Raw genomic sequence first — 20501 nt, 5'->3', positions numbered from 1 at the left:
GAGACCAACGTGGTGAAGGCAAGCATGCGCACCCGGCTTGCAGCCTGGAGCAGCAGCGCGGTGATCGCTCTGGCGTTATGGAGCGGAGCGGTCGCGCCGACCTGGGCGCGCGCCGGCAGCGATGCGCCGGCCGGTCCGCCGGTGCCGCTGTTGTGGAAGGTGGATGGCAAGGGCGGCACGCTGTATCTGCTGGGTTCGTTCCATGTGCTCAAGCCCAGCGATTACCCGTTGTCGCCGGATGTGATGCAGGCCTTCGCCAAGGCCGACCGGCTGGTGTTCGAACTGCCGCCCTCCGATGCGCAATCGCCCGAACTGGCCGGCCGCATGCTGCAGGCGGCGCGGCGCAGCGACGGGCGTCGCCTGCAGGACGCACTGGATCCGAAGACCTGGCAGGCGCTGACCACCTATGCCCGCAAACACGGGATGCCGGTGGACAGCTTGCAGACCCTGGAACCCTGGTTCGTGGCGCTGACGATCAGTCTGGCGGAGATGAGCCGGCAAGGCATGGACCCGAACGCCGGTCTGGACCATTACCTGATGGCGCAGGCACAGGCGAGCGGCAAACCAGCCGATGGGCTGGAGCGTGCCGAAGAGCAGATTGCCTTGCTCGATGGCATGTCGCCCACCGAACAGCATCAGCTGCTGTGGGAATCGCTGGACGATGCCGGCGCCAACGATCAGCTGCGTCAGCTGCACGCGGCCTGGCGCAGTGGCGATGTGCGCACCCTGTCCACGCAGATGGCAGAAGAAATGCGGCAGCACTACCCGGCGCTGTATCAGGACATCAATGTCGAGCGCAATGCGCGCTGGGTGCCGCGGCTGGAGCAGCGGCTGGGCAAGGGCAGCGGGACCACGCTGGTGGTGGTCGGTGCGCTGCACCTGCTGGGAAGCGATGGCGTGGTGGAGCGTCTGCGCGCACGGGGCTATCACGTGGAGCGGATCTGCTCGGCCTGCGCGGGGCAGGCAAGCCGCTGATCGGTGGCGCCGCGGAGCGTGTCACGGCTCCCGGCGCCGCGCGTGGGTTACCCGCGGTTGCGGGCCTTGCCGGCGCTGCCGGCAGTGCCGTGCGTGCCGGTGCCCATCGGGCCGCTGCCCATGCCGCTGGCACCCGGCGGGGTCGGCGGCGTGCCGGGGCCGCCAGGACGGCCGAAGCCGGCGCCAAAGTTGCGCTGGAACTCCTGCCACAACTCCAGGTTGCGCTCGGTCAGCTGGTTCATCATCGCCCACGGGGTCTGCCCGAGCAGGTTGCCCATCTGTTGGCGGAACTGCTGCTGCTGATCCAGGAACACCTGCATGCTGCGCTCCAGGTAGTTGCCCATGAAGCCCTGCAGCGAGTCGCCGTAGAAACGGATGATCTGACTCAGCAACTGGGTCGACAGCATCGGCTCGCCGTCCTGCTCGCGGTCGGCAATGATCTGCAGCAAGACCGCGCGGCTGAGGTCTTCGCCGCTCTTGGCGTCGCGTACCTCGAATTCTTCGCCGTCGATGATGAGCTGACGCACATCCTCGATGGTGATGTAGCTGGAAATTTCCGTGTCGTAGAGACGGCGATTGGGATACTTCTTGATGATGCGAAGTCCGGCCATGGAACGTTCACTCACAACGATAGTGCGCGCAGGATGGCGCACCGCAGCAGCCCTTGCAACCGCCACAAGGCCTTATTTTCTTAAGTAGACACATAAAAAATGTTGCGCAGCATGATTTTCAAGGGTTTTTATGCTGCATCGCAAAGTTGCAGCAAAGCTCACCAGCCCATGTGGTGGCCGCCGTTGATATCCAGGTTGGAGCCGGTGATCCAGGCGGCCTCTTCCGCAACCAGGAATGCCACCGCATAGGCAATTTCTTCCGGCCGGCCCAGGCGGCCGGTGGGGATGTCGGCAACGATCTTGGCGCGCACCTCTTCCGGGACCGCCATCACCATGTCGGTGGCCACATACCCCGGCGACACGGTATTGACGGTCACTCCGAACGCGGCATTTTCGCGTGCCAGCGAAATGGTGAAGCCATGCATGCCAGCCTTGGCGGCCGCGTAATTGGCCTGCCCGTACTGGCCCTTCAGGCCATTGATCGAACTGATCTGGATCACCCGTCCCCAGCCGCGCTGGCGCATGCCTTCGATCACCGGGCGGGTGACGTTGAACACCGAGTTGAGATTGGTGTTGATGACGTCGTGCCATTGCTCGGCAGTCATGCGATGGAAGGTGGTGTCGCGGGTGATGCCGGCGTTGTTGACCAGTATTTCGATCGGCCCCAGCGCTGCCTGGACGTCTTCGACCAGGCTGCGCGCATGTTCGGAGGACGCCACATCGCCGCGGAACAGGGCGATGTCGTAGCCCTGGGTCTGCATGCGTTGCTGCCACGCCTGGGCTTTTTCGGCATTGCGGAAGTTGCTGGCCACCCGGTGGCCCTGGTCGGCCAGGCGCTTGCAGATGGCGGTGCCGATACCGCCGGTGCCGCCGGTGACCAATACGACGCGAGATGTCATGACGACTCCAATGGACAGGTAAGACTGGGGCGGGCGGGGCACAGGCGCGCTGCCTGGCCCGACGCCGGTGCCGGGGCGCAATTCTAGTCACGCCGGGGCTGCGATGCGCGTCCGTCCGCGTCCAGATGCAGGTGCCGGAGCAACCGCTGTGGCGAAAAATGCTGCACCGCATGCTGCAGCAAGGTGTCCAGCGCCGCCCGGCGCGGCAAGGCTGCCGGCTGCTGTCCCAGCACGGCCCAGGCGGCGTGCAGGGCCGGTTGCGGATCGGCATCGTCCAGCGCGGGCGCAGCATGCGACTTGGACAGCTTGCGGCCGGTGTGATCCAGGATCAGCGGCAGGTGCAGGTAGCGCGGTTGCGGCAGGCCCAGCGCGCGCTGCAGCAACAACTGGCGCGGGGTGGAGTCCAGCAGGTCGGCGCCGCGCACGACATCGGTGATGGCCTGCGCGGCATCGTCGACCACCACCGCCAGCTGGTAAGCCCAGTAGCCATCGGCGCGGCGCAGCACCACGTCGCCGACCTCGGCATGCACGTCCTGCACCACATGGCCCTGCAGCGAGTCGTCGAAGCCGACCGGCGGCTGTGGCGGCACGCGCAGGCGCACCGCGCGGCGGGCGCCCAGCGGCGCCACGCAGGCGTGGTGGATGCCGCCCATGCCGGCAAGGTCGGCCCGGCTGCAGCTGCATTCGAACGCCAGTCCCGCCTCCAGCAAGGTGGTGACGGCGGCGTCGTACTGTGCGTGGCGCCCGGATTGATACAGCACCGGCAAGTCCGAGTGCAGGCCGAAGGCGGCCAGCGTGCGCAGTTGGCGTGCGGAGGCGCCGGGTTCGGCACGCGGTGGATCGATGTCTTCGATGCGCACACACCACTGACCGCCGGCATGCCGCGCCAGCAGCCAGCTGCCGAATGCCGCCAGCAGGGAGCCGAAGTGCAGCGGGCCGGTCGGGGAGGGTGCGAAGCGGCCGCGGTAGGGGAGAGCTGGCATGATCGGCTGAATCGTCGGTCAGGTGATCGCTTGATTTCAAGCGCTGACGACCGCAGATCCGCTGCAGTCCATCTGCTCGCGTGGAGTCGTCGCACCATGTTCAACCGCATTTTCCTGTTCCTGCTGACCAATTTTGCGGTGCTGATGCTGGCCGGCATCGTGATGTCGGTGCTGGGCGTCAATCCCGCGCAGATGAGCGGCCTGCTGGTGATGGCGGCCGTGTTCGGGTTCGGCGGCTCGTTCATCTCGTTGCTGCTGTCCAAGTTCATGGCCAAGCGCAGCACCGGCGCGCAGGTGATCAGCGAGCCGCGCACGCCAACCGAGCGCTGGCTGCTGGCGACGGTGCGGCGCCAGGCCGAGGCGGCCGGCATCGGCATGCCGGAAGTGGCGGTCTACGACGGCCCGGAGATCAATGCCTTCGCCACCGGCGCCAACCGCAACAACGCGCTGGTGGCGGTGTCCACCGGGCTGCTGCAGAACATGAGCCAGGACGAGGCCGAGGCGGTGCTGGGCCATGAAATCGCGCATGTCGCCAATGGCGACATGGTCACCATGGCCTTGCTGCAGGGCGTGCTCAATACCTTCGTGATCGTGCTGGCGCGCGTGGTCGGCGGCGTCATCGACAGCGCCATGTCGGGCAACCGCGACGGTGGCCGCGGCTTTGCCTACTACATCATCGTGTTCGTGCTGGAGATGGTGTTTGGCCTGTTCGCGACGATGATCGCGATGTGGTTCTCGCGGCGCCGCGAATTCCGCGCCGATGCCGGTGGCGCGCAACTGGCGGGCCGCGGCAAGATGATCGCCGCATTGGAACGCCTGTCGCTCAACCATGGCCAGAACAGCCTGCCTTCGCAGGTGCAGGCGTTCGGCATTTCTGGCGGCGGTGGCGATGGGTTGCGCCGGCTGTTCCTGAGCCACCCGCCGCTGGCCGAGCGTATCGCCGCGCTGCGCGCCGCCAACGGTGCGGCGATGTAAGACGGTAGCGCCAACCGATGCGTGCCGCCCAACAAAAAACCCGCGTCCTGCGGGTTTTTTGTTGGCTGGAGCGCGGCGGCAGTGATGCGCTACGGCTGCAGGTCTCAGCCGAACTCGTAGTTCATCAACGGCCCGGTCGGGGCGACGAAATCGCCTTGCACATAGTCCACCCCGGCGCTGAAAAAGGTGCTCATCGACTGCGCATCGGCCACGAACTCGGCCACGGTGAGGATGCCGGCCGGCTGCGCGCGCGAGGTGATCTCGCGGATCTTTTCCTGGCTTTCGCGCGCCGAGGCCACTTCGCCGGTGATGCCGCGATCGAGCTTGAGGAAGGCCGGCTGGAAGTGTGCCAGCAGCTGGAACGAATCCAGGCCCGAGCCGAACTGTTCCAACCCGACCTTGCAGCCCATCGCCGACACCGCCGCCAGGAACTGCTGGGCATTGCGCAGATGGGTGAACACCTTCGATTCCGGCGTCTGCAGCCACAGCCGTTCGCCCGGCACGCCGTACACGGCCAGCTGCTCGCGGATGATGTCGATCATCTGCGGATCGGAGAACGAGTTGGGCCCGATGCGTACCAGCAGGTGCGTGCTGTGTCCTGCACGTTGCCGCTCGCCAAGCTGGCGGATCGCGCGTGCCACCACCCAGCGGTCGATCTCGGTGATCAGATCGTGTTCTTCGGCGATCGCCATGAAGGCGTTCGGCGACATCATCTCGCCGTTGCGCTCCAGCCGCAGGAAGGCCTGGTACAGCTCCAGCGGCTCGCCCTGCAGGTTGAGCACCGGCTGGTAATGCAGCAGGAAGCCGTCGCCGACCAGCGCCTCGCGCAGTTGCTGCACCCAGCGCTCGATGCGTTCCTCTTCAGCCCGGTCGGCTGCTGCCGGGTCGTAGATGCTGACCGCATTGCCGCCGAGCTCGGCGGTGGTGCGCACTGCCTCGGTGCCACGGTTGAGCACCTGGCCGATACTGGCGATCTTCTCGCCGATCTGCACGCCGCCGATGCTCACCGTCACCGTGGCCGAACGCGCGCCGATGCTGAAGACGTGCTGCGCAAAGGCGTCGCGTACCAGCTCCGCCAGTGCATGCGTGCGCGCGTAATTGCCGTCCATCAACAACGCAAAGCTGTGCTCGCCGAAACGTGCGGCGACCACGCTGTCATCGCTCACGCTGGCCACGTGCGCGGCCAGCGCGGCGATCAGCGCATCGGCCGAATCCAGGCCGATCTCGGGCAGCAGGCGCGCATAGTGGTCGGGCTCGATCAACAGGAAGCCGGACTGGCCTTCGCTGCGGCCGGCGCGCGCCACCGCCTGTTCCAGCGCCACCATGAAGGTGGGGCGGTTGAGCAGGCCGGTGACCTGGTCGCGCTGGCGCAGGTCCTCGACCTCGCGCGCCAGCTCCGGGTCGAATTCCTCGCGACGGCGGAACACCACCTGGATGCACGGCTCGCCTTCGTAGGTCGCGGTGGCGAACTCCATCGTCGCCGGGAAGGTGTCGCCTTCGAGCCGGCGCGCGTCGACCTTGTACTGCGCCGGCGGCGGCTCGCCCTTGGACATGGCTTTGAGCAGCTGCTTGAAATCGTCGACGTACTGGGCGGCAATCATGTCCAACAGCGACACGCCCTCGACATCGTCGAACGACTCGAAGCCGAACATGTCCAGATACGCCTCGTTGGCGCGGATGTGCATGCCTTCGTGCACGTAGGCGATCGGGTCGCGCGAGGAGGCGATCAGGGCGTCGCAGCGCCGCTCGGTCTCGCGCATCTGTGCCTCGATGCGGCGCAGGCCACGGCGTGCCTGCAAGTCGGCCCATTCCGAGCGCACCAGCGACAACAGGTGTTCGGGGCGATGACGCAGCGCGATGGCGCGAATGCCATGCGCTGCGGCCTCGACCAGCGCGTTCTCCTCGATCCGCTCGGCCAGCAGGATGATCGGAATATCCTTGCCGCTGCCGGCGATCTGCTGCCGCAACGCGCTCATCGGGATCTGCAGCGCCTGCCCGTGCAGGGCCAGATCGATCTGTCCCGACAGCATGCTGGCGAGCTCTTCCGGTGTCTGCGGCCGCGACGGACGCACTGCGATGCCGCCGTTGCGCAGCGCGGTCACGATCGCCTCCGCGCTTTCGACACTGTCGTCGACGATCATCAGGCGGAGGGTGAGATCTTTGCCTTTTTGCATGCGCGTTTCCCTAGCGACGGGCTTTAATACACGAAGGAACTCGGCTGCGTCCATGTCTGTGGACACGGCCGCATCCGGGGTGAGACTCAGGCCACGTTTCCATATGTCGAAGCCGACCTCAGGCGACGCTTCCGGCGGCATGGCCGGACGCCCACGCCCATTGAAAGTTGTAGCCACCTAGCCAGCCGGTCACGTCCAGCACCTCGCCGACGAAGTACAGGCCGGCCACCAGGCGCGACTCCATGCTCGCACTGGAGACCTGGTTGGTATCGACACCTCCCAGCGTTACTTCAGCGGTGCGATAGCCTTCGGTTCCACTGGCGATCAGCGGGAAGGCGGCCAGCAGGTCCGCTGTGGCCTGCAACTGCGGTGGGTCGAGCTGGCGGACCGGCTTGTCCGGCAACCACACTTCGCACAGGCGCTGGGCAAACCGCCGCGGCAGCACGTCGGCCAGCACGTTGCGCAGTTCGGTGGCGCCACGCTGATTTTTCTGGTCGCGCAGCCAGGCCGCGGCATCCTGGCCTGGCAGCAGGTCCAGGCGCAGGTCGTCGCCGGGCTGCCAGTACGAGGAGATCTGCAGGATGGCCGGGCCGCTGACGCCGCGGTGGGTGACCAGCATGAAGTTGCGGAAGCTGACCCCGTTGCACTGCGCCTGGACCGGTAGCGCCAGCCCGGACAGGTCCTGCAGCCGTTCCTGGTGCTTGCCGCTCAGGGTCAGCGGCACCAGCCCGGCACGCGTCGGCAACAGCGTGTGGCCGAACTGCTGGGCCAGCGTGTAGCCGAAGCCGCTGGCGCCCATGCTCGGAATCGACAGCCCGCCGGTTGCCACGATCAGCGACTGCGCCTGCACGCGTCCCTGGCTGGTCTCCACACTGAAGCCGTCGCTGCCGCGCTGCACCGATTGCACCTTGCAGTCGGTACGCACCTGCACGCCCGCCGCCTCGCACTCGTCCAGCAGCATGCGCACGATCTGCTTGGACGAGATGTCGCAGAACAGCTGGCCCAGCTCTTTCTCGTGATAAGCGATGCCGTGGCGCTCGACCATCTCCACGAAATCCAGCGGGCTGTAGCGGGCGAGGGCGGACTTGCAGAAGTGGCGGTTGGCCGAGAGGAAGTTGCCCGGCGTGGTGCCGGTATTGGTGAAGTTGCAGCGGCCGCCACCGGACATCAGGATCTTCTTGCCGACCTTGTTGGCATGGTCGATCACCAGCACCTGGCGGCCGCGCCGGCCCGCAGTGAAGGCACTCATCAGTCCGGCCGCGCCGGCACCGATGACCAGCACGTCGCAACGCATGTTCATTCGGCCGGGGCTTGCCGCACCATCGGGGTCAGTGTGACGCTGCCGTGGTCGGCCAGCATCTGCACCTCGCCGTCCTGGATGATCACGTCGAAGCGCATGCCGCGCTGGATCAGCGCGCCCAGCGCCTCGGTGGCCTGCGAGTCCAGCTCGATCACGCGCAGGTTGCGCTGGCGGCTAAGCGCGTTGGCCTGCTTCTTCCACCAGGTTTCGGTGGCCTGGCCGCCATAGCCGATCACCACCGCCTCGCGCGACCGATTGCAGGCCTTGCGCACCCGGCTTTCGTCCGGCTGGCCAAGGTCGATCCACAGGTCCGGGTCGCCGGTGTAGTCGCGCCGCCACAGGTCGGGTTCGTCCTCGTTGCTGAGGCCGCGACCGAATTCCAGGCGGTCGTCGGCGAACAGCGCGAACGCCAGCAGCCGCACCATCAGGCGCTCGTCGGTTTCGGAGGGGTGCTGGGCCAGGGTCAACGAATGGTTGGCGTAGTAGCCACGGTCCATGTCGCTGATCTGGAGTTCCGCCCTGCGGACGGTGGCGGTAAGGGCCATCAGGATGCCGGTTGCAAAGGGCACTTATGATACGCCCCCGTTGCAATGCCGGCGTGTTGCGGTCAGCGCCGCGCCATCTCGGCCAGCCAACGGTCCAGCTGGGCGGCAAATGCCTGGCGGTCGCGCGGGTGCAGGGCCGCCGGTCCACCGGTGACCACGCCGGCACCGCGCAGTTGCTCCAGAAAGCTGCGGACCGACAGGCGCTCGTTGATGCTGTCGCGGGTAAACGGTTCGCCACGCGGGCTGACGGCGGCCGCTCCCGCCTCCAGTACGCGAGCGGCCAGCGGAATGTCCTGGGTGACGACCAGGTCGCCTGCGGCCACCCGTGCGGCAATGGCATCGTCGGCCGCGTCCGCGCCTCCAGGCACCTGCAGCGCTCGCACGTGGGCCAGGCGAGGGGTGGGCAGGAAATGATTGGCGACCAGCGTCACCGCCGTGCCGGTACGTGCGGCGGCGCGGAAAAGGATGTCGCGGATGACTGCGGAGCAGGCATCGGCATCGACCCAGATATGCGGGCGGGACGGCAGGGGAGGCGTATTCATGTGCTGAAATCGAGAGGGAAGGGGCCTGACAGGTGGTCGGATTCGGCTTGACAGTAAAAAATTTGACGCAAGGTGTCGCTTTTTGCTGGGAACGCGAGTACTGTGCACGCACTGTGTTTGCAAGGGTCACCGTGAATCGTGGCCTGATGCAGCCGGATCGTTACAGATCTCGCTTCATCGTTCCGCTTTACCAACGCCTGCAACTCAGTCTCAGCTCCGGCTTTTCGGACGCTGCGATTTATCCATCTATAGTTCAGGAGTTTGTAAATGTCAGATCGTCAGAGCGGTACCGTGAAGTGGTTCAACGATGCCAAGGGCTTCGGCTTCATCACCCCGGAAAGCGGCCCGGACCTGTTCGTGCACTTCCGTGCCATCCAGGGCACCGGCTTCAAGTCGCTGCAGGAAGGCCAGAAGGTGACCTTCGTCGCCGTGCAGGGCCAGAAGGGCATGCAGGCTGACCAGGTGCAGGCGGTCTAATCCGTCTGCAACCGTAAGGTTGCCAAAAACGTCGGTTGCGCAAGCGACCGGCGTTTTTTATTGGGCGCGGTTTGATCAGTGCAATAGAGAGTGCGGGCGGTTCGAACCGCCCAGGTGAGCGCAGCGACGACACGCCAATCGGTAGCATGTGCGTTTTCCGCGTGCAGCCTCTTCCATGATCACTGTCCACCATCTCAACAATTCCCGTTCCCAGCGCGTGCTGTGGCTGCTGGAGGAACTGGCGCTGCCGTACCAGATCGTGCGGCATGAGCGCGATCCCAAGACCATGCTGGCGCCGGCGGCATTGCGTGCCATCCATCCGCTCGGCAAGTCGCCGGTGGTTGTCGACGGCGAGCTGACCGTGGCCGAGTCCGGCGCGATCCTGGAGTTCCTGACCGAACGCTACGACACCGAATGCGCGCTGTCGCCGCCGCCGCGTCCGCTGGAGTCGCCGGAGCGCCTGAAGTTCCGGTACTGGATGCATTACGCCGAAGGCTCGGCAATGCCGCCGCTGCTGATGACACTGATCTTCGGGCGGATTCGCAGTGCGCCGATGCCGTTCTTCGCCAAGCCGATCGCACGTGCGATCGTGGACAAGGCCATGTCCGGCTTCGTCGGTCCGCAGCTCAAGCTGCATCTGGACTGGATGGAGCAGTCGCTGCAGGCAAGCGAATGGTTCGCCGGTGAGCGCTTCACTGCAGCCGACATCCAGATGAGCTTCCCGGTACAGGCGGCTGCTGCACGTGGCGGCGGGCTGGACAGCTATCCGCGTCTGCGCGCGTTTCTTGCGCGCATCGAAGCGCGCCCGGCGTACCAGGCCGCGCTGAAGAAGGGCGGCCCGTTCGAGCTGATGGGACGCAAGCCCGCCGAGTGACGTTGCGGTATGCGCCCAGGGAAGCTACAGGTCACCGTGCCTTGACGGTGTTCTGCCAGGGTTTGGCGAATCCCCAATCCCGACTCCCCAATCCCGTTTCGCCCAATCAAGGCGCCCGACATTGCCGCAGGAACTGCAGCGTGTCGCGCAGCACGGGCGAGCGCTCGGGCGGTTTGCGCAGCGCCAGCACGATGCCGAGATGGCCCATGCCCGGGTAGACCTTCAACTCGGCCGTGCCGCCCTTGCGTTGCAGGGCGTGCTGCAACGAGGTGCTGTTCTGCAGCTCGACCACGCGATCGGCATCGCCGTGCAGCAGCAGCATTGGCGGTTCGTCGCCGCCGACGTAGTGCACCGGCTGCGATTGTTGCTGTGCGGCCGGTGCCTTGCCGAAGATCTCGATCAGCTCCGGATCGGTCAGCGGCAGGAAGTCGTAGGGCCCGGCCAGACCCACCACCCCGCACAGTTGCCGGGGTTGCAGGCCTTGCACCTGCAGCCAGCGTGCGTCGGTACCCAGCAGCGCGGCCATATGCGCGCCTGCAGAGTGGCCCATCACCGCCAGGCGCGTCGGGTCGCCACCATAGTCGTGCGCATGCCGATAGCTCCAGGCGGTGGCGCCGGCAGCGTCGGACATGAAGCCCTGCAGGCCGACCTGCGGATACTTGCGGTAGTCGGCCACCATTGCCACCACGCCCTGGCGCGCGAGCGCGCGTCCGACCCAACGATAATTGGCGCGCGTTCCGTGCTTCCAGGTGCCGCCATAGAAGAACACCACCACCGGTGCATCCACCGCGCCGCGCGGCTGGTAGACGTCCAGGGCCAGACCATGTGCCGGATCGAACACCTGGTCGCGGTGCTCGACAATGCCGTCGCGGCTGGAGGCGGCATTGATGCCACCAAAGAACACGCTGCTGCAGGCGGTCAGTGTCAGTGAGCCGAGCAGCAGCAGGGCGGGGCGAAACCAGCGGGAAGTGCGCGAGGGCATGGGCGATGTCATGTGAGGGGCGGGGAGGAATAACGCGGTGGCTGTCGCCTGCGTGTGCAGGACGAGTCCGTTCGCCGGCGGCCAGCTGCTCGAAGATACGGTACGTGCGCAACGCCGGATGCGTGGTTGCCCATGCGAAGTTCACTGTCGTTGGCCTACGCTGGCACGCATGACGACTCTGCAGTTTGACAACCGCCTGCGCCAGCAGCTGCCCGGTGATTCCGAACAAGGTCCACGCCGCCGCGAGGTACGCGCCGCATGGTCGACGGTGATGCCGACGCCGGTAGCCGCGCCGCGCCTGCTGGCGTATTCGACCGATGTCGCCCAACGGCTGGGGCTGGATGAGGCCGAGATCGGCAGCGCGCACTTTGCCGAGGTATTCGCCGGCAATGCGCTGTACCCGGGCATGCAGCCGTGGGCGGTCAACTATGGCGGGCACCAGTTCGGACATTGGGCCGGCCAGTTGGGCGATGGCCGGGCGATTTCGCTGGGCGAGGCAATCGGGGTCGATGGCGGTCGCTACGAGTTGCAGCTCAAGGGTGCCGGCCCGACACCTTATTCGCGCGGTGCCGATGGCCGGGCAGTACTGCGCTCGTCGATCCGCGAATTCCTGTGCAGCGAAGCGATGCATCACCTGGGCGTGCCGACCACGCGTGCGCTGAGCCTGGTCACCACCGGCGATGCGGTGGTGCGCGACATGTTCTACGACGGCCGGCCGCAGCGCGAGCCGGGCGCGATCGTGTGCCGGGTGGCGCCTTCGTTCATCCGCTTCGGCAATTTCGAGCTGCCCGGTGCGCGCGGCGATCTGGCGCTGCTGCGGCAATGGGTGGACTTCACCATCGCGCGCGACTTCCCGCAGCTGGAAGGTGCTGGCGAGGCGCTGTACGCAGCCTGGTTCGCACAGGTCTGCGAGCGTACCGCGGTGATGGTGGCGCACTGGATGCGGGTGGGCTTCGTGCATGGGGTGATGAACACCGACAACATGTCGATCCTGGGCCTGACCATCGACTACGGCCCGTACGGCTGGGTCGACGACTACGACCCGGATTGGACGCCGAACACCACCGATGCGCAGGGCCGTCGCTACCGCTTCGGCACCCAGCCCCAGGTCGCGTATTGGAACCTCGGGCGCCTGGCACAGGCGCTGGCGCCGCTGTTCGCCGACCAGGCGCAGCTGCAGCAGGGACTGGACCGCTTCCGCGATACCTACCTGGCCTGCGACCGCCACGACACCGCCGCCAAGTTGGGTCTGGCTGACTGCCGCGACGAGGATCTACAACTGATCGATGCGCTGCGCGCGCTAATGCACAACGCGGAAATGGACATGACGCTGACCTTCCGCAGCCTGATCGCATTTGCGCCGGAGCATCCGGATCCTGAACTGTTGCGTGAGGCGTTCTACGACCAGGACAAGCGCCTCGCGCATGCCGCGCAGCTGCAGGAATGGCTGCAGCGCTACGCTGAGCGGCTGCAGCAGGACACGCTGTCGCCGGAGGCGCGGCGCGAACGCATGCGCCTGGCCAACCCGCGCTATGTGCTGCGCAACTATCTGGCGCAGCAGGCGATCGATCTGGCCGAGCAGGGCGATCCATCCGGCGTGCAGGAGTTGCTGGAGGTCATGCGTCACCCGTACGACGAGCAGCCGGGCCGCGAGGCGTTTGCCGCGCGGCGGCCGGACTGGGCGCGCGACCGCGCCGGTTGCTCGATGCTGTCCTGCAGTTCCTGACGCGCTCAGATGCAGGTATGTCGTAAACGCGGCGTCGTGAGCGCGCGCAGCCTAGAATAGGGTGGTCCCCACCGGCCTAGACGCCACCACCACCATGACTGACTGCACCCGCTGCGCCGGCACCAATTCTTCCGGACCCAACCAATGGTCCGAGCGAATCCGCGACATCGCCGATTTTCCCAAGCCGGGCATCGTCTTCAAGGACATCACACCGCTGCTGTCCGATGGCCCGGACTTCGCCTCGGCGCTGGATGAAATGGCGCAGCCCTGGCGCACCACACCGCTGGATGCGGTACTGGGCATCGAGGCGCGCGGTTTCATCCTGGGGTCGGCGCTGGCGCGCGAGCTACGCACCGGCTTTGTGCCGGTGCGCAAGCCCGGCAAACTGCCCGGGCGTACGCTGGTCCAGGAATATGCGCTGGAATACGGTACCGACCGCATCGAAATGCACGAGGACGCGTTGCCACGCGGCGCGCGCGTGTTGATCGTCGACGACGTGCTTGCCACCGGCGGTACGCTGCGCGCGGCCCTGAGTCTGGCCGCACAGCTGGAGCTGGAAGTGGTCGGCGCGGCGGTGCTGGTCGAGTTGCTGGCGCTGCAGGGCCGTGAGAAGTGGGCCAATGACGTGCCGCTGCTGGCTACCTTGAGCTATTGATCCAGGCGTCTTGCCGATCGAGCAGCTCGCCGATGAGGCTTTCTGAAAACGGGAATGCGCAAGCATGCGCATCCCGTTGGATCGTGCGGCAGGCGCTATCGCCGCCGCCCGAGCGGTTGGTCGGCAGGGTCGCTGCCGCGCGTTGATTACAGCTTGCTGACCCGGAACCGGCGTCCCTTGATCTTGCCCGCATGCAGATGCGCCAGCGCCTTGGCGACCTGTGCGCGGGCGATGGCGACATAGGAGCGGGTGGGGTAGATCGCGATCTTGCCGATCGCCGCGCCCGACAGTCCGGCTTCGCCGGTCAGCGCGCCGAGGATGTCGCCGGCACGCAGCTTGTCGGTCTTGCCGCCGTCGATGCGCAGCGTGGTCATGGCCGCCTGCGGCAGCTGCGCCGGGCGGGCGGTGGCCAGGGGCGCGCGCGACCACTTCAGCGGCTGGCCCTGTTCGGCTTCCAGCGCCTGCGCGCGGCCGGTCTCGCGCGGGGCCACCAGGCTGAGCGCCAATCCGCGTTTGCCGGCGCGCGCGGTGCGGCCGATGCGGTGGCGGTAGGTTTCGGTATCGGTGGGCAGCTCGTAATTGACCACTGCCGACAGGTCTTCCACGTCCAGCCCGCGTGCAGCCACATCGCTGGCCACCAGCACGTTGCAGCTGCGGTTGACGAAGCGCACCAGCACTTCGTCGCGGTCGCGCTGTTCCATGTCGCCGTGCAGGGCGAGCGCGGAGAAGCCGAACTCCTGCAGCGAGCCGGCCACCTCGTCCACTTCCTTGCGGGTATTGCAGAACACCACGCTGGATTCGGGATTGAAGCGCAGCAGCAGGCCGGCGACGGCCTTCTGCCGGTAAGTCGGGTCGACCTCGAAGAACTGCTGGTCGATTTCCGGCGCGTTGTCGGCGCCTTCGACGGTGATTTCGACCGGGTCCTTGAGGATCTCGCGCGCCAGTGTGCGGATGATGTCCGGGAAGGTGGCCGAGAACAGCAGGCTCTGGCGGTGCTTGTCACAGCGGCTGGCGATCTCGCGGATGGGTTCTTCGAAGCCCATGTCGAGCATGCGGTCGGCCTCGTCCAGCACCAGCGTGCGCACCCCGCCCAGATGCAGGGCGCGCTTGCGGGCCAGTTCCTGGATGCGGCCGGGCGTGCCGACCACCACTTGCGGGTCGTGCGCTTCCAGCGAGGCCAGCTGCGGGCCGAGCGGCATGCCGCCGGTGAGCACCACCAGCTTCATGTTGGGGATGCCGGTGGCCAGCTTGCGCAACTGCTTGCCGACCTGATCGGCCAGTTCGCGGGTGGGGCACAGCACCAGCGCCTGCGCGCGGGTCAGGGCCGGGTCGAGCTTCTGCAGCAGGCCCAGCCCGAAGGCGGCGGTCTTGCCGCTGCCGGTCGGTGCCTGGGCGATGACGTCCAGCCCCTGCAGGATCGGCGGCAGGCTCTGCGCCTGGATGGGTGTAAGGACGGTGTAGCCAAGGGCGTCGATGCCGGGGGCCAGGGCCGGCGACAGCGGCAGCGCGGAGAATTCGTTCATGGCGCATTTTAGCCGGGATTGGGGAGTAGGGATTCGGGATTCGTCACCGCGACAGCGTGCGCTTGTGCCAATCCCGAATCCCCAATCACCAATCCCGTACAATCACGCCATGCCTTTAATCACTCTGCAAAGCGTCGACTACAGCGTCGGCGGCCCCTTGTTGCTGGAAAAAACCGACCTCACGATCGAGCCGGGCGAGCGTATCGCCCTGATCGGCCGCAACGGCGCCGGCAAATCGACCTTGATGAAACTGATTGCCGGCGAGCTCAAGCCCGACGACGGCGAAGTGCGCGTGCAACAGGGCGTGCGCATCGCGCGGCTGGAGCAGGAAGTGCCGCAGGGCACCGGCGGCAGCGTGTTCGATGTGGTGGCCGACGGCCTGGGCGAGCTGGGTCATTGGCTGGCCGAGTTCCACCAGCTCAGTCATGCCGAGGTGTTCGATGCCGACGCGTTCGGCAAGGTGCAGGCCAAGATCGACGCGGCCGACGGCTGGGCGCTGGATCAGCGCGTCAGCGAGACGCTGACCAAGCTGGAACTGGACGGCGATGCGGAGTTTGCGCGGTTGTCCGGCGGCATGAAGCGGCGCGTGCTGCTGGCGCGCTCGCTGGTGTCCTCGCCGGATGTGCTGCTGCTGGACGAGCCGACCAACCATCTGGACATCGAAGCCATCGACTGGCTGGAGTCGTTCCTGAAGAACTGGAACGGCAGCGTGTTGTTCGTCACCCATGACCGGCGCTTCCTGCGTGCGTTGGCCACCCGCATCGTCGAGATCGATCGTGGCCAGGTCACCAGCTGGCCGGGCGACTGGGCCAATTACGAGCGGCGCCGCGAAGAGCGGCTCAATGCGCAGGCGCAGGAAAACGCGCGCTTCGACAAGATGCTGGCGCAGGAAGAAATCTGGATCCGTCAGGGCATCAAGGCGCGGCGTACCCGCGACGAAGGCCGTGTGCGGCGTCTGGAATCGATGCGCAACGAGCGCGTGCAGCGCCGCGACCTGACCGGCAACGTGCGCATGGAAGTCTCGCAGGGCGAGTCCTCCGGCAAGAAGGTGATCGAGGCCAAGGAAGTCGGTTTCGCATTCGGCGCGCGCACGATGGTCAAGGACTTCTCGACCATCATCCAGCGCGGCGACCGCATCGGTCTGATCGGCCCCAACGGCAGCGGCAAGACCACCTTGCTGAAGTTGCTGCTGGGCGATCTGCAGGCGCAGCAGGGCGAGATCCGCATCGGCACCAATCTGCAGATCGCCTACTTCGATCAGTACCGTTCCACGCTGCGCGAGGACTGGAGTGCGATCGAGAACGTGGCCGAAGGCCGCGACTTCATCGAGATCAACGGCAAGCGCAAGCATGTGCATGCGTATCTGCAGGACTTTTTGTTCACCCCCGAGCGCGCACGTGCGCCGATCACCCGGCTGTCCGGTGGCGAGCGCAATCGGCTGCTGCTGGCCCGCCTGTTCGCGCAGCCGTCCAACCTGCTGGTGATGGACGAACCGACCAACGATCTGGACGTGGAAACGCTGGAGCTGCTGGAAGAGCTGCTGGGCGAGTACACCGGCACCTTGTTGCTGGTCAGCCATGACCGCGACTTCCTCGACAACGTGGTGACCTCCACGTTGGTGATGGAGGGCGAGGGCCTGATCGGCGATTACGTCGGCGGGTACAGCGATTCGTTGCGTCAGCGTCGCACCCCGGCGCCCAACGCGATGGCGGTCGCCAAGGCATCGGCGACGGCGGCGGCGACCACGCCGGTGGCGGCTGCGCTGCCGGCCGATGCCACGCCCAAGCGCAAGCTCAGCTACAAGGACGCGCGTGAGCTGGAGCAATTGCCGGCCTTGATCGAAACCCTGGAGCAGCAGGTCGCGGCATTGACCGAGGCGATGAACGACCCGGCCTTCTACCAGCGCGACAGTGCGGCGATGGCCGCGCATACGGCCGCATTGGGCGATGCGCAGGCTCGGCTGGATGCGGCGTTCGCGCGCTGGAGCGAACTGGATAGCTGATGGTCGGGCCGGTGCGCGACTGCGTGCCGGCCTTGTGGATGTGTGGAGCGATAACTGGCACCACACCTCCCACTCCAGGGGGGGGGGGAGCCGTGGGGCAGCGCGTTGCGTGAAACACGCGCTGGACACGCACCGGTGATCACCGATCACCACCACGCCGTGTTGATCGTGCTGTGTCCGGCGAGTGCGCGATGCGTCTTGCAGGCAGCGCCTAGTCGCAGGCGCTCGCAGGCGCCACGAATGCCGCAAACGTGAGCCCGCGCGCGGCCCAGGCGGTAGCCGCTTCGTCGAGGATGTCCAGCAAGGTGTCGCGGTCATTCGGCGCAGTGCGGGCCAGCGCATCGGCGCCGTCGATCAGCAGCGCATAGCCATGCGACGCCGGCAGCCATGCCAGATCGCGCAAGGCATCGGAGAGCGCATCCCAGTTGCGGCCGAAGCCGGCCGGGAAGTCCAGTTGGGTGGCCAGGCGCATCAGCAGCCTGTGCTTGTCGCTGCAGCTGGCCAGGTCCACGCGCAGGATGTGCAGGCCGGCATCGCGGGCAAGTGCGGCCATGGTGTCCAGATCGTCGGTCTCGGCTTGGTAGACGCCCGATTGCTGCGGGTCGGACAGGTCCAGTGCGAAGTCGCCTGCGCTCATGGCGCCTGCTCCGGAGCCGGGCCCTGGAACGATCTGAAACTCTGGTAATGATCGTCGCTGTAGTACCACGCCTGCGGTGGCGTACCGCCGGTGACGATGCGGCGCGCACCGCGATCGGGACTGCCTGGGGTTTCCACGGTGTATTCGTGGTAGTAGCCGCGCGGACGCTCGGGCAGGCGCTGCTCACGATTGCCGAACACGCTGCCGTCCTGCGGATGCGGGAATGGTCCGCCGCGCTGGATCAGCACGATCATGGCCATGGCCTCGGTCGGCAGAAATCCCGGCAACGCTTGCTGCTGCGGTGAGCGTTCGACCGGTGCTGCTGCGGCGATCGGCGCGCTGAGCTGCGGCGCGAAGTGCGGCTTGGGTGTCTGCATCGCGCGCATGCCCCATAACCCGGCGACGAGCAGCACGATGGCGACGATCAGCAAAGCGGGCTTGCGCATGACGGTTCCGGAAACAGGGTGTTGGGACGGCAGAGCAAGTATGCCGTTGCGCGACTGTGTCGACTTTGAACGCGCCGGGCGGCGGGACGGTTCACGCCCGAGTAACCGGGGCATGGTGCAAGGTATGCAGCGAACACGACGCGGCATGCGATGGGATGAAGTTTCCCCGCCAATACCCTTGGTAAGCGCCGCCGCCGTCCTTACCATCTACCCCGCAACGCCCGGTCTTCGCCGGGCGGCAAGTCCAGGAGACACGCATGGCTTACACCCTCCCGCAGTTGCCCTACGCCTACGACGCGCTGGAACCCAACATCGATGCGCAGACGATGGAAATCCATCACACCAAGCATCACCAGACCTATATCAACAACGTCAACGCGGCGCTGGAAGGGACCGAGTACGCCGACCTGCCGGTGGAAGAGCTGGTGTCCAAGCTGAAGAGCCTGCCGGAAAACCTGCAGGGCCCGGTGCGCAACAACGGTGGTGGCCACGCCAACCATTCGCTGTTCTGGACCGTGCTGTCGCCCAATGGCGGCGGTGAGCCCAAGGGCGAGGTCGCCAAGGCGATCGACAAGGACATCGGTGGTTTCGAGAAGTTCAAGGAAGCCTTCACCAAGGCCGCCGTTAGCCGTTTCGGCTCGGGCTGGGCCTGGTTGAGCGTGACCCCGGACAAGAAGCTGGTGGTGGAAAGCACCGCCAACCAGGACAGCCCGCTGTTCGAAGGCAACACCCCGATCCTGGGTCTGGACGTGTGGGAACACGCGTACTACCTGAAGTACCAGAACCGTCGTCCGGAATACATCGGCGCGTTCTACAACGCGGTGAACTGGGAAGAAGTCGAGCGCCGTTACCACGCTGCGATCGCCTGAAGTCGTGCATCAGCGCTAGGTTCCACGTAGCGCTGTGACAGCGGCACCCAACGCACAAGGCCGGGAGCGATCCCGGCCTTGTGCGTTTTTTGCGGGCTGTTGTAGGAGCGACCCTGGTCGCGAGGGCTTTGCCGGGAAGGCCCGTCGCGCTCGGGCGCGCTCCTACGGTGTGTGGCGCCGATGGGCTTGGCGTCGAGCTGAAACACACAAGGCCGGGAGTGATCCCGGCCTTGTGTGTTTTGTTGCGCGCTGTCGTAGGAGCGACCCTGGTCGCGAGGGCTTTGTCGGGAAAGCCCCGTCGCGCTCGGGCGCGCTCCTACGGTGTGCGGGCGTCGGTCAGAACTTGCGCTCGGGGAGCGATCAGAACTTGGCGTCGAACTCGCGGGCGTAGCCGGTGTTGACGATGACCTTCTGCAGCGCGTCGCTGATCTTGATGTTGCCGGCCACGATCTGCTGCGTTTCCGGGCCCATGTTGTCCATGCGCGGCGGGGTGGCACCCTTGTAGTCGCAGACGCGGCCACCGGCTTCGCGCACCAGCAGCACGCCGGCCGCGATGTCCCAGGCTTTGACGCCGGCCTCGAAATACGCATCGGCGCGGCCGCAGGCCACGTAGGCCAGGTCCAGCGCGGCAGAACCGGTACGACGCACATCCTCTGCCTGCACCAGCAACGCATCGACGCACTTCAGCTGCGCACTGGTGCGTGCGCGCTCGCGCGGCGGGAAGCCGGTGTGGACCATCGCGCCTTCCAGGTCCTTGCGTTCGGCGATGCGGATGCGGCGGTCGTTGAGCACCGCGCCGGCGCCGCGGCTGGCGGTGAACAGCTCGTTGCGCAGCGGGTCGAAGATCACCGCGTCGGTGGGCTCGCCGTTTTCCACCAGCGCGATCGACACGCAGTAATGCGGGAAGCCGCGCAGATAGTTGCTGGTGCCGTCCAGCGGGTCGATGACCCAGGTGTAGCGGCCACTCTTGCCACCTTGCACGCCGCCTTCTTCGCCGAACACGGCGTACTCGGGGTAGCCGCGCTTCAGTTCCTTGATGATGACCTTCTCGGCATCGGCATCGACTTCGCTGGCGTAGTCCATGCGGCCTTTCTGCACCACGTTGAGCGCATCGAGCTTGTTGATACCGCGCAACAGCACATTGCCGGCGAGGCGGGCGGCTTTGACCATGACGGTGACGGCGGGTTTCTGCATGGTTAAAGCTCCCGTGAAGGCAGAATCGAAAATGGCGAAGGTAAAAGAGCGGTCCGGCACCAAAGCCGGCCGCGCAGTTTACCATCTACGACCGAATCGCTCCCCAATCTCC

General features: G+C 66.4%; 20 protein-coding genes. 8 read left to right on the top strand and 12 right to left on the bottom strand.

The features are described 5' to 3' along the window. Positions 1-24 precede the first annotated feature (24 nt). Positions 25-975, top strand: a complete 951-nt coding sequence (locus AC06DU_RS12040; RefSeq protein ID WP_478202499.1) for a TraB/GumN family protein — start codon at positions 25-27, stop codon at positions 973-975. A gap of 47 nt (positions 976-1022) precedes the next feature. Here AC06DU_RS12040 and phaR read toward each other — a convergent pair whose 3' ends face one another. The 3 genes from phaR to gluQRS form a co-directional block, all read right to left on the bottom strand. After that, positions 1023-1586, bottom strand: a complete 564-nt coding sequence (gene phaR, locus AC06DU_RS12035) for a polyhydroxyalkanoate synthesis repressor PhaR (protein ID WP_024939296.1) — start codon at positions 1584-1586, stop codon at positions 1023-1025. 158 nt (positions 1587-1744) lie between these two features. Continuing rightward, on the bottom strand, positions 1745-2485 hold the full coding sequence (phbB, locus tag AC06DU_RS12030; RefSeq protein ID WP_024939297.1) for a beta-ketoacyl-ACP reductase: 741 nt from the start codon (positions 2483-2485) through the stop codon (positions 1745-1747). An 83-nt stretch (positions 2486-2568) separates the two neighbouring features. Then, on the bottom strand, positions 2569-3468 hold the full coding sequence (gluQRS, locus tag AC06DU_RS12025) for a tRNA glutamyl-Q(34) synthetase GluQRS (RefSeq protein WP_478202498.1): 900 nt from the start codon (positions 3466-3468) through the stop codon (positions 2569-2571). A gap of 96 nt (positions 3469-3564) precedes the next feature. On the opposite strand from gluQRS, the gene htpX reads away from it, so the two are divergent. Further along, positions 3565-4443 carry a protease HtpX gene (gene htpX / locus AC06DU_RS12020; protein WP_065031593.1) on the top strand — a complete coding sequence of 293 codons (879 nt, stop codon included), beginning with the start codon at positions 3565-3567 and terminating at the stop codon, positions 4441-4443. A 104-nt stretch (positions 4444-4547) separates the two neighbouring features. On the opposite strand, the gene AC06DU_RS12015 is transcribed toward htpX, so the two are convergent. The 4 genes from AC06DU_RS12015 to AC06DU_RS12000 form a co-directional block, all read right to left on the bottom strand. Further along, on the bottom strand, positions 4548-6617 hold the full coding sequence (locus AC06DU_RS12015) for a GGDEF/EAL domain-containing response regulator (RefSeq protein WP_478202497.1): 2070 nt from the start codon (positions 6615-6617) through the stop codon (positions 4548-4550). A 118-nt stretch (positions 6618-6735) separates the two neighbouring features. Then, positions 6736-7917, bottom strand: a complete 1182-nt coding sequence (locus tag AC06DU_RS12010; RefSeq protein WP_478202496.1) for a BaiN/RdsA family NAD(P)/FAD-dependent oxidoreductase — start codon at positions 7915-7917, stop codon at positions 6736-6738. Beyond that, positions 7914-8462, bottom strand: a complete 549-nt coding sequence (locus AC06DU_RS12005; protein ID WP_024939301.1) for a YaeQ family protein — start codon at positions 8460-8462, stop codon at positions 7914-7916. The genes AC06DU_RS12010 and AC06DU_RS12005 overlap by 4 nt, the downstream gene beginning before the upstream one ends. Positions 8463-8524: 62 nt before the next feature. Then, entirely contained in the window at positions 8525-9004 is a 480-nt protein-coding gene (locus tag AC06DU_RS12000) for a YaiI/YqxD family protein (protein ID WP_478202495.1), read from the bottom strand. 267 nt (positions 9005-9271) lie between these two features. Here AC06DU_RS12000 and AC06DU_RS11995 point away from each other — a divergent pair, with 267 nt between their 5' ends. After that, entirely contained in the window at positions 9272-9481 is a 210-nt protein-coding gene (locus AC06DU_RS11995) for a cold-shock protein (RefSeq protein ID WP_006451993.1), read from the top strand. 175 nt (positions 9482-9656) lie between these two features. After that, positions 9657-10355, top strand: coding sequence for a glutathione S-transferase (locus AC06DU_RS11990; RefSeq protein ID WP_184378309.1), 699 nt, complete (start codon positions 9657-9659; stop codon positions 10353-10355). Between the two features lie 106 nt (positions 10356-10461). Here AC06DU_RS11990 and AC06DU_RS11985 read toward each other — a convergent pair whose 3' ends face one another. After that, positions 10462-11337: an alpha/beta hydrolase gene (locus AC06DU_RS11985; protein WP_104568351.1), complete on the bottom strand. Its 876-nt coding sequence runs from the start codon at positions 11335-11337 to the stop codon at positions 10462-10464. 169 nt (positions 11338-11506) lie between these two features. Between AC06DU_RS11985 and AC06DU_RS11980 the strand changes: the two genes are divergently transcribed. Continuing rightward, positions 11507-13063: a protein adenylyltransferase SelO gene (locus AC06DU_RS11980; RefSeq protein WP_478202493.1), complete on the top strand. Its 1557-nt coding sequence runs from the start codon at positions 11507-11509 to the stop codon at positions 13061-13063. 94 nt (positions 13064-13157) lie between these two features. Beyond that, complete coding sequence (locus AC06DU_RS11975; protein ID WP_024939306.1) at positions 13158-13718, top strand: adenine phosphoribosyltransferase; 561 nt, start codon at positions 13158-13160, stop codon at positions 13716-13718. 146 nt (positions 13719-13864) lie between these two features. Here the strand turns inward: AC06DU_RS11975 and dbpA are convergent, their stop codons facing one another. Beyond that, on the bottom strand, positions 13865-15241 hold the full coding sequence (gene dbpA / locus AC06DU_RS11970; protein ID WP_053045141.1) for an ATP-dependent RNA helicase DbpA: 1377 nt from the start codon (positions 15239-15241) through the stop codon (positions 13865-13867). Positions 15242-15350: 109 nt separating this feature from the next. Between dbpA and AC06DU_RS11965 the strand changes: the two genes are divergently transcribed. After that, positions 15351-17243 carry an ATP-binding cassette domain-containing protein gene (locus tag AC06DU_RS11965; protein ID WP_039813680.1) on the top strand — a complete coding sequence of 631 codons (1893 nt, stop codon included), beginning with the start codon at positions 15351-15353 and terminating at the stop codon, positions 17241-17243. Between the two features lie 211 nt (positions 17244-17454). Here the strand turns inward: AC06DU_RS11965 and AC06DU_RS11960 are convergent, their stop codons facing one another. Together AC06DU_RS11960 and AC06DU_RS11955 are read right to left on the bottom strand one after the other, a co-directional pair. Then, positions 17455-17880 (bottom strand): barstar family protein, encoded by a 426-nt coding sequence (locus tag AC06DU_RS11960; protein ID WP_024940420.1) that lies wholly within the window; start codon positions 17878-17880, stop codon positions 17455-17457. Beyond that, positions 17877-18326, bottom strand: a complete 450-nt coding sequence (locus tag AC06DU_RS11955; protein ID WP_478202491.1) for a guanyl-specific ribonuclease — start codon at positions 18324-18326, stop codon at positions 17877-17879. Before AC06DU_RS11955 ends, AC06DU_RS11960 begins: the two co-directional genes overlap by 4 nt. 257 nt (positions 18327-18583) lie before the next feature. On the opposite strand from AC06DU_RS11955, the gene AC06DU_RS11950 reads away from it, so the two are divergent. Beyond that, positions 18584-19195 carry a superoxide dismutase gene (locus tag AC06DU_RS11950; protein ID WP_016904847.1) on the top strand — a complete coding sequence of 204 codons (612 nt, stop codon included), beginning with the start codon at positions 18584-18586 and terminating at the stop codon, positions 19193-19195. Between the two features lie 360 nt (positions 19196-19555). Here AC06DU_RS11950 and AC06DU_RS11945 read toward each other — a convergent pair whose 3' ends face one another. Then, positions 19556-20389: an inositol monophosphatase family protein gene (locus tag AC06DU_RS11945; protein WP_039521909.1), complete on the bottom strand. Its 834-nt coding sequence runs from the start codon at positions 20387-20389 to the stop codon at positions 19556-19558. Between the last annotated feature and the right edge of the window lie 112 nt (positions 20390-20501).

This window comes from Xanthomonas sp. NCPPB 3200 (assembly GCF_056393585.1).
This window is presented reverse-complemented; position numbering and strand designations above follow the sequence as displayed.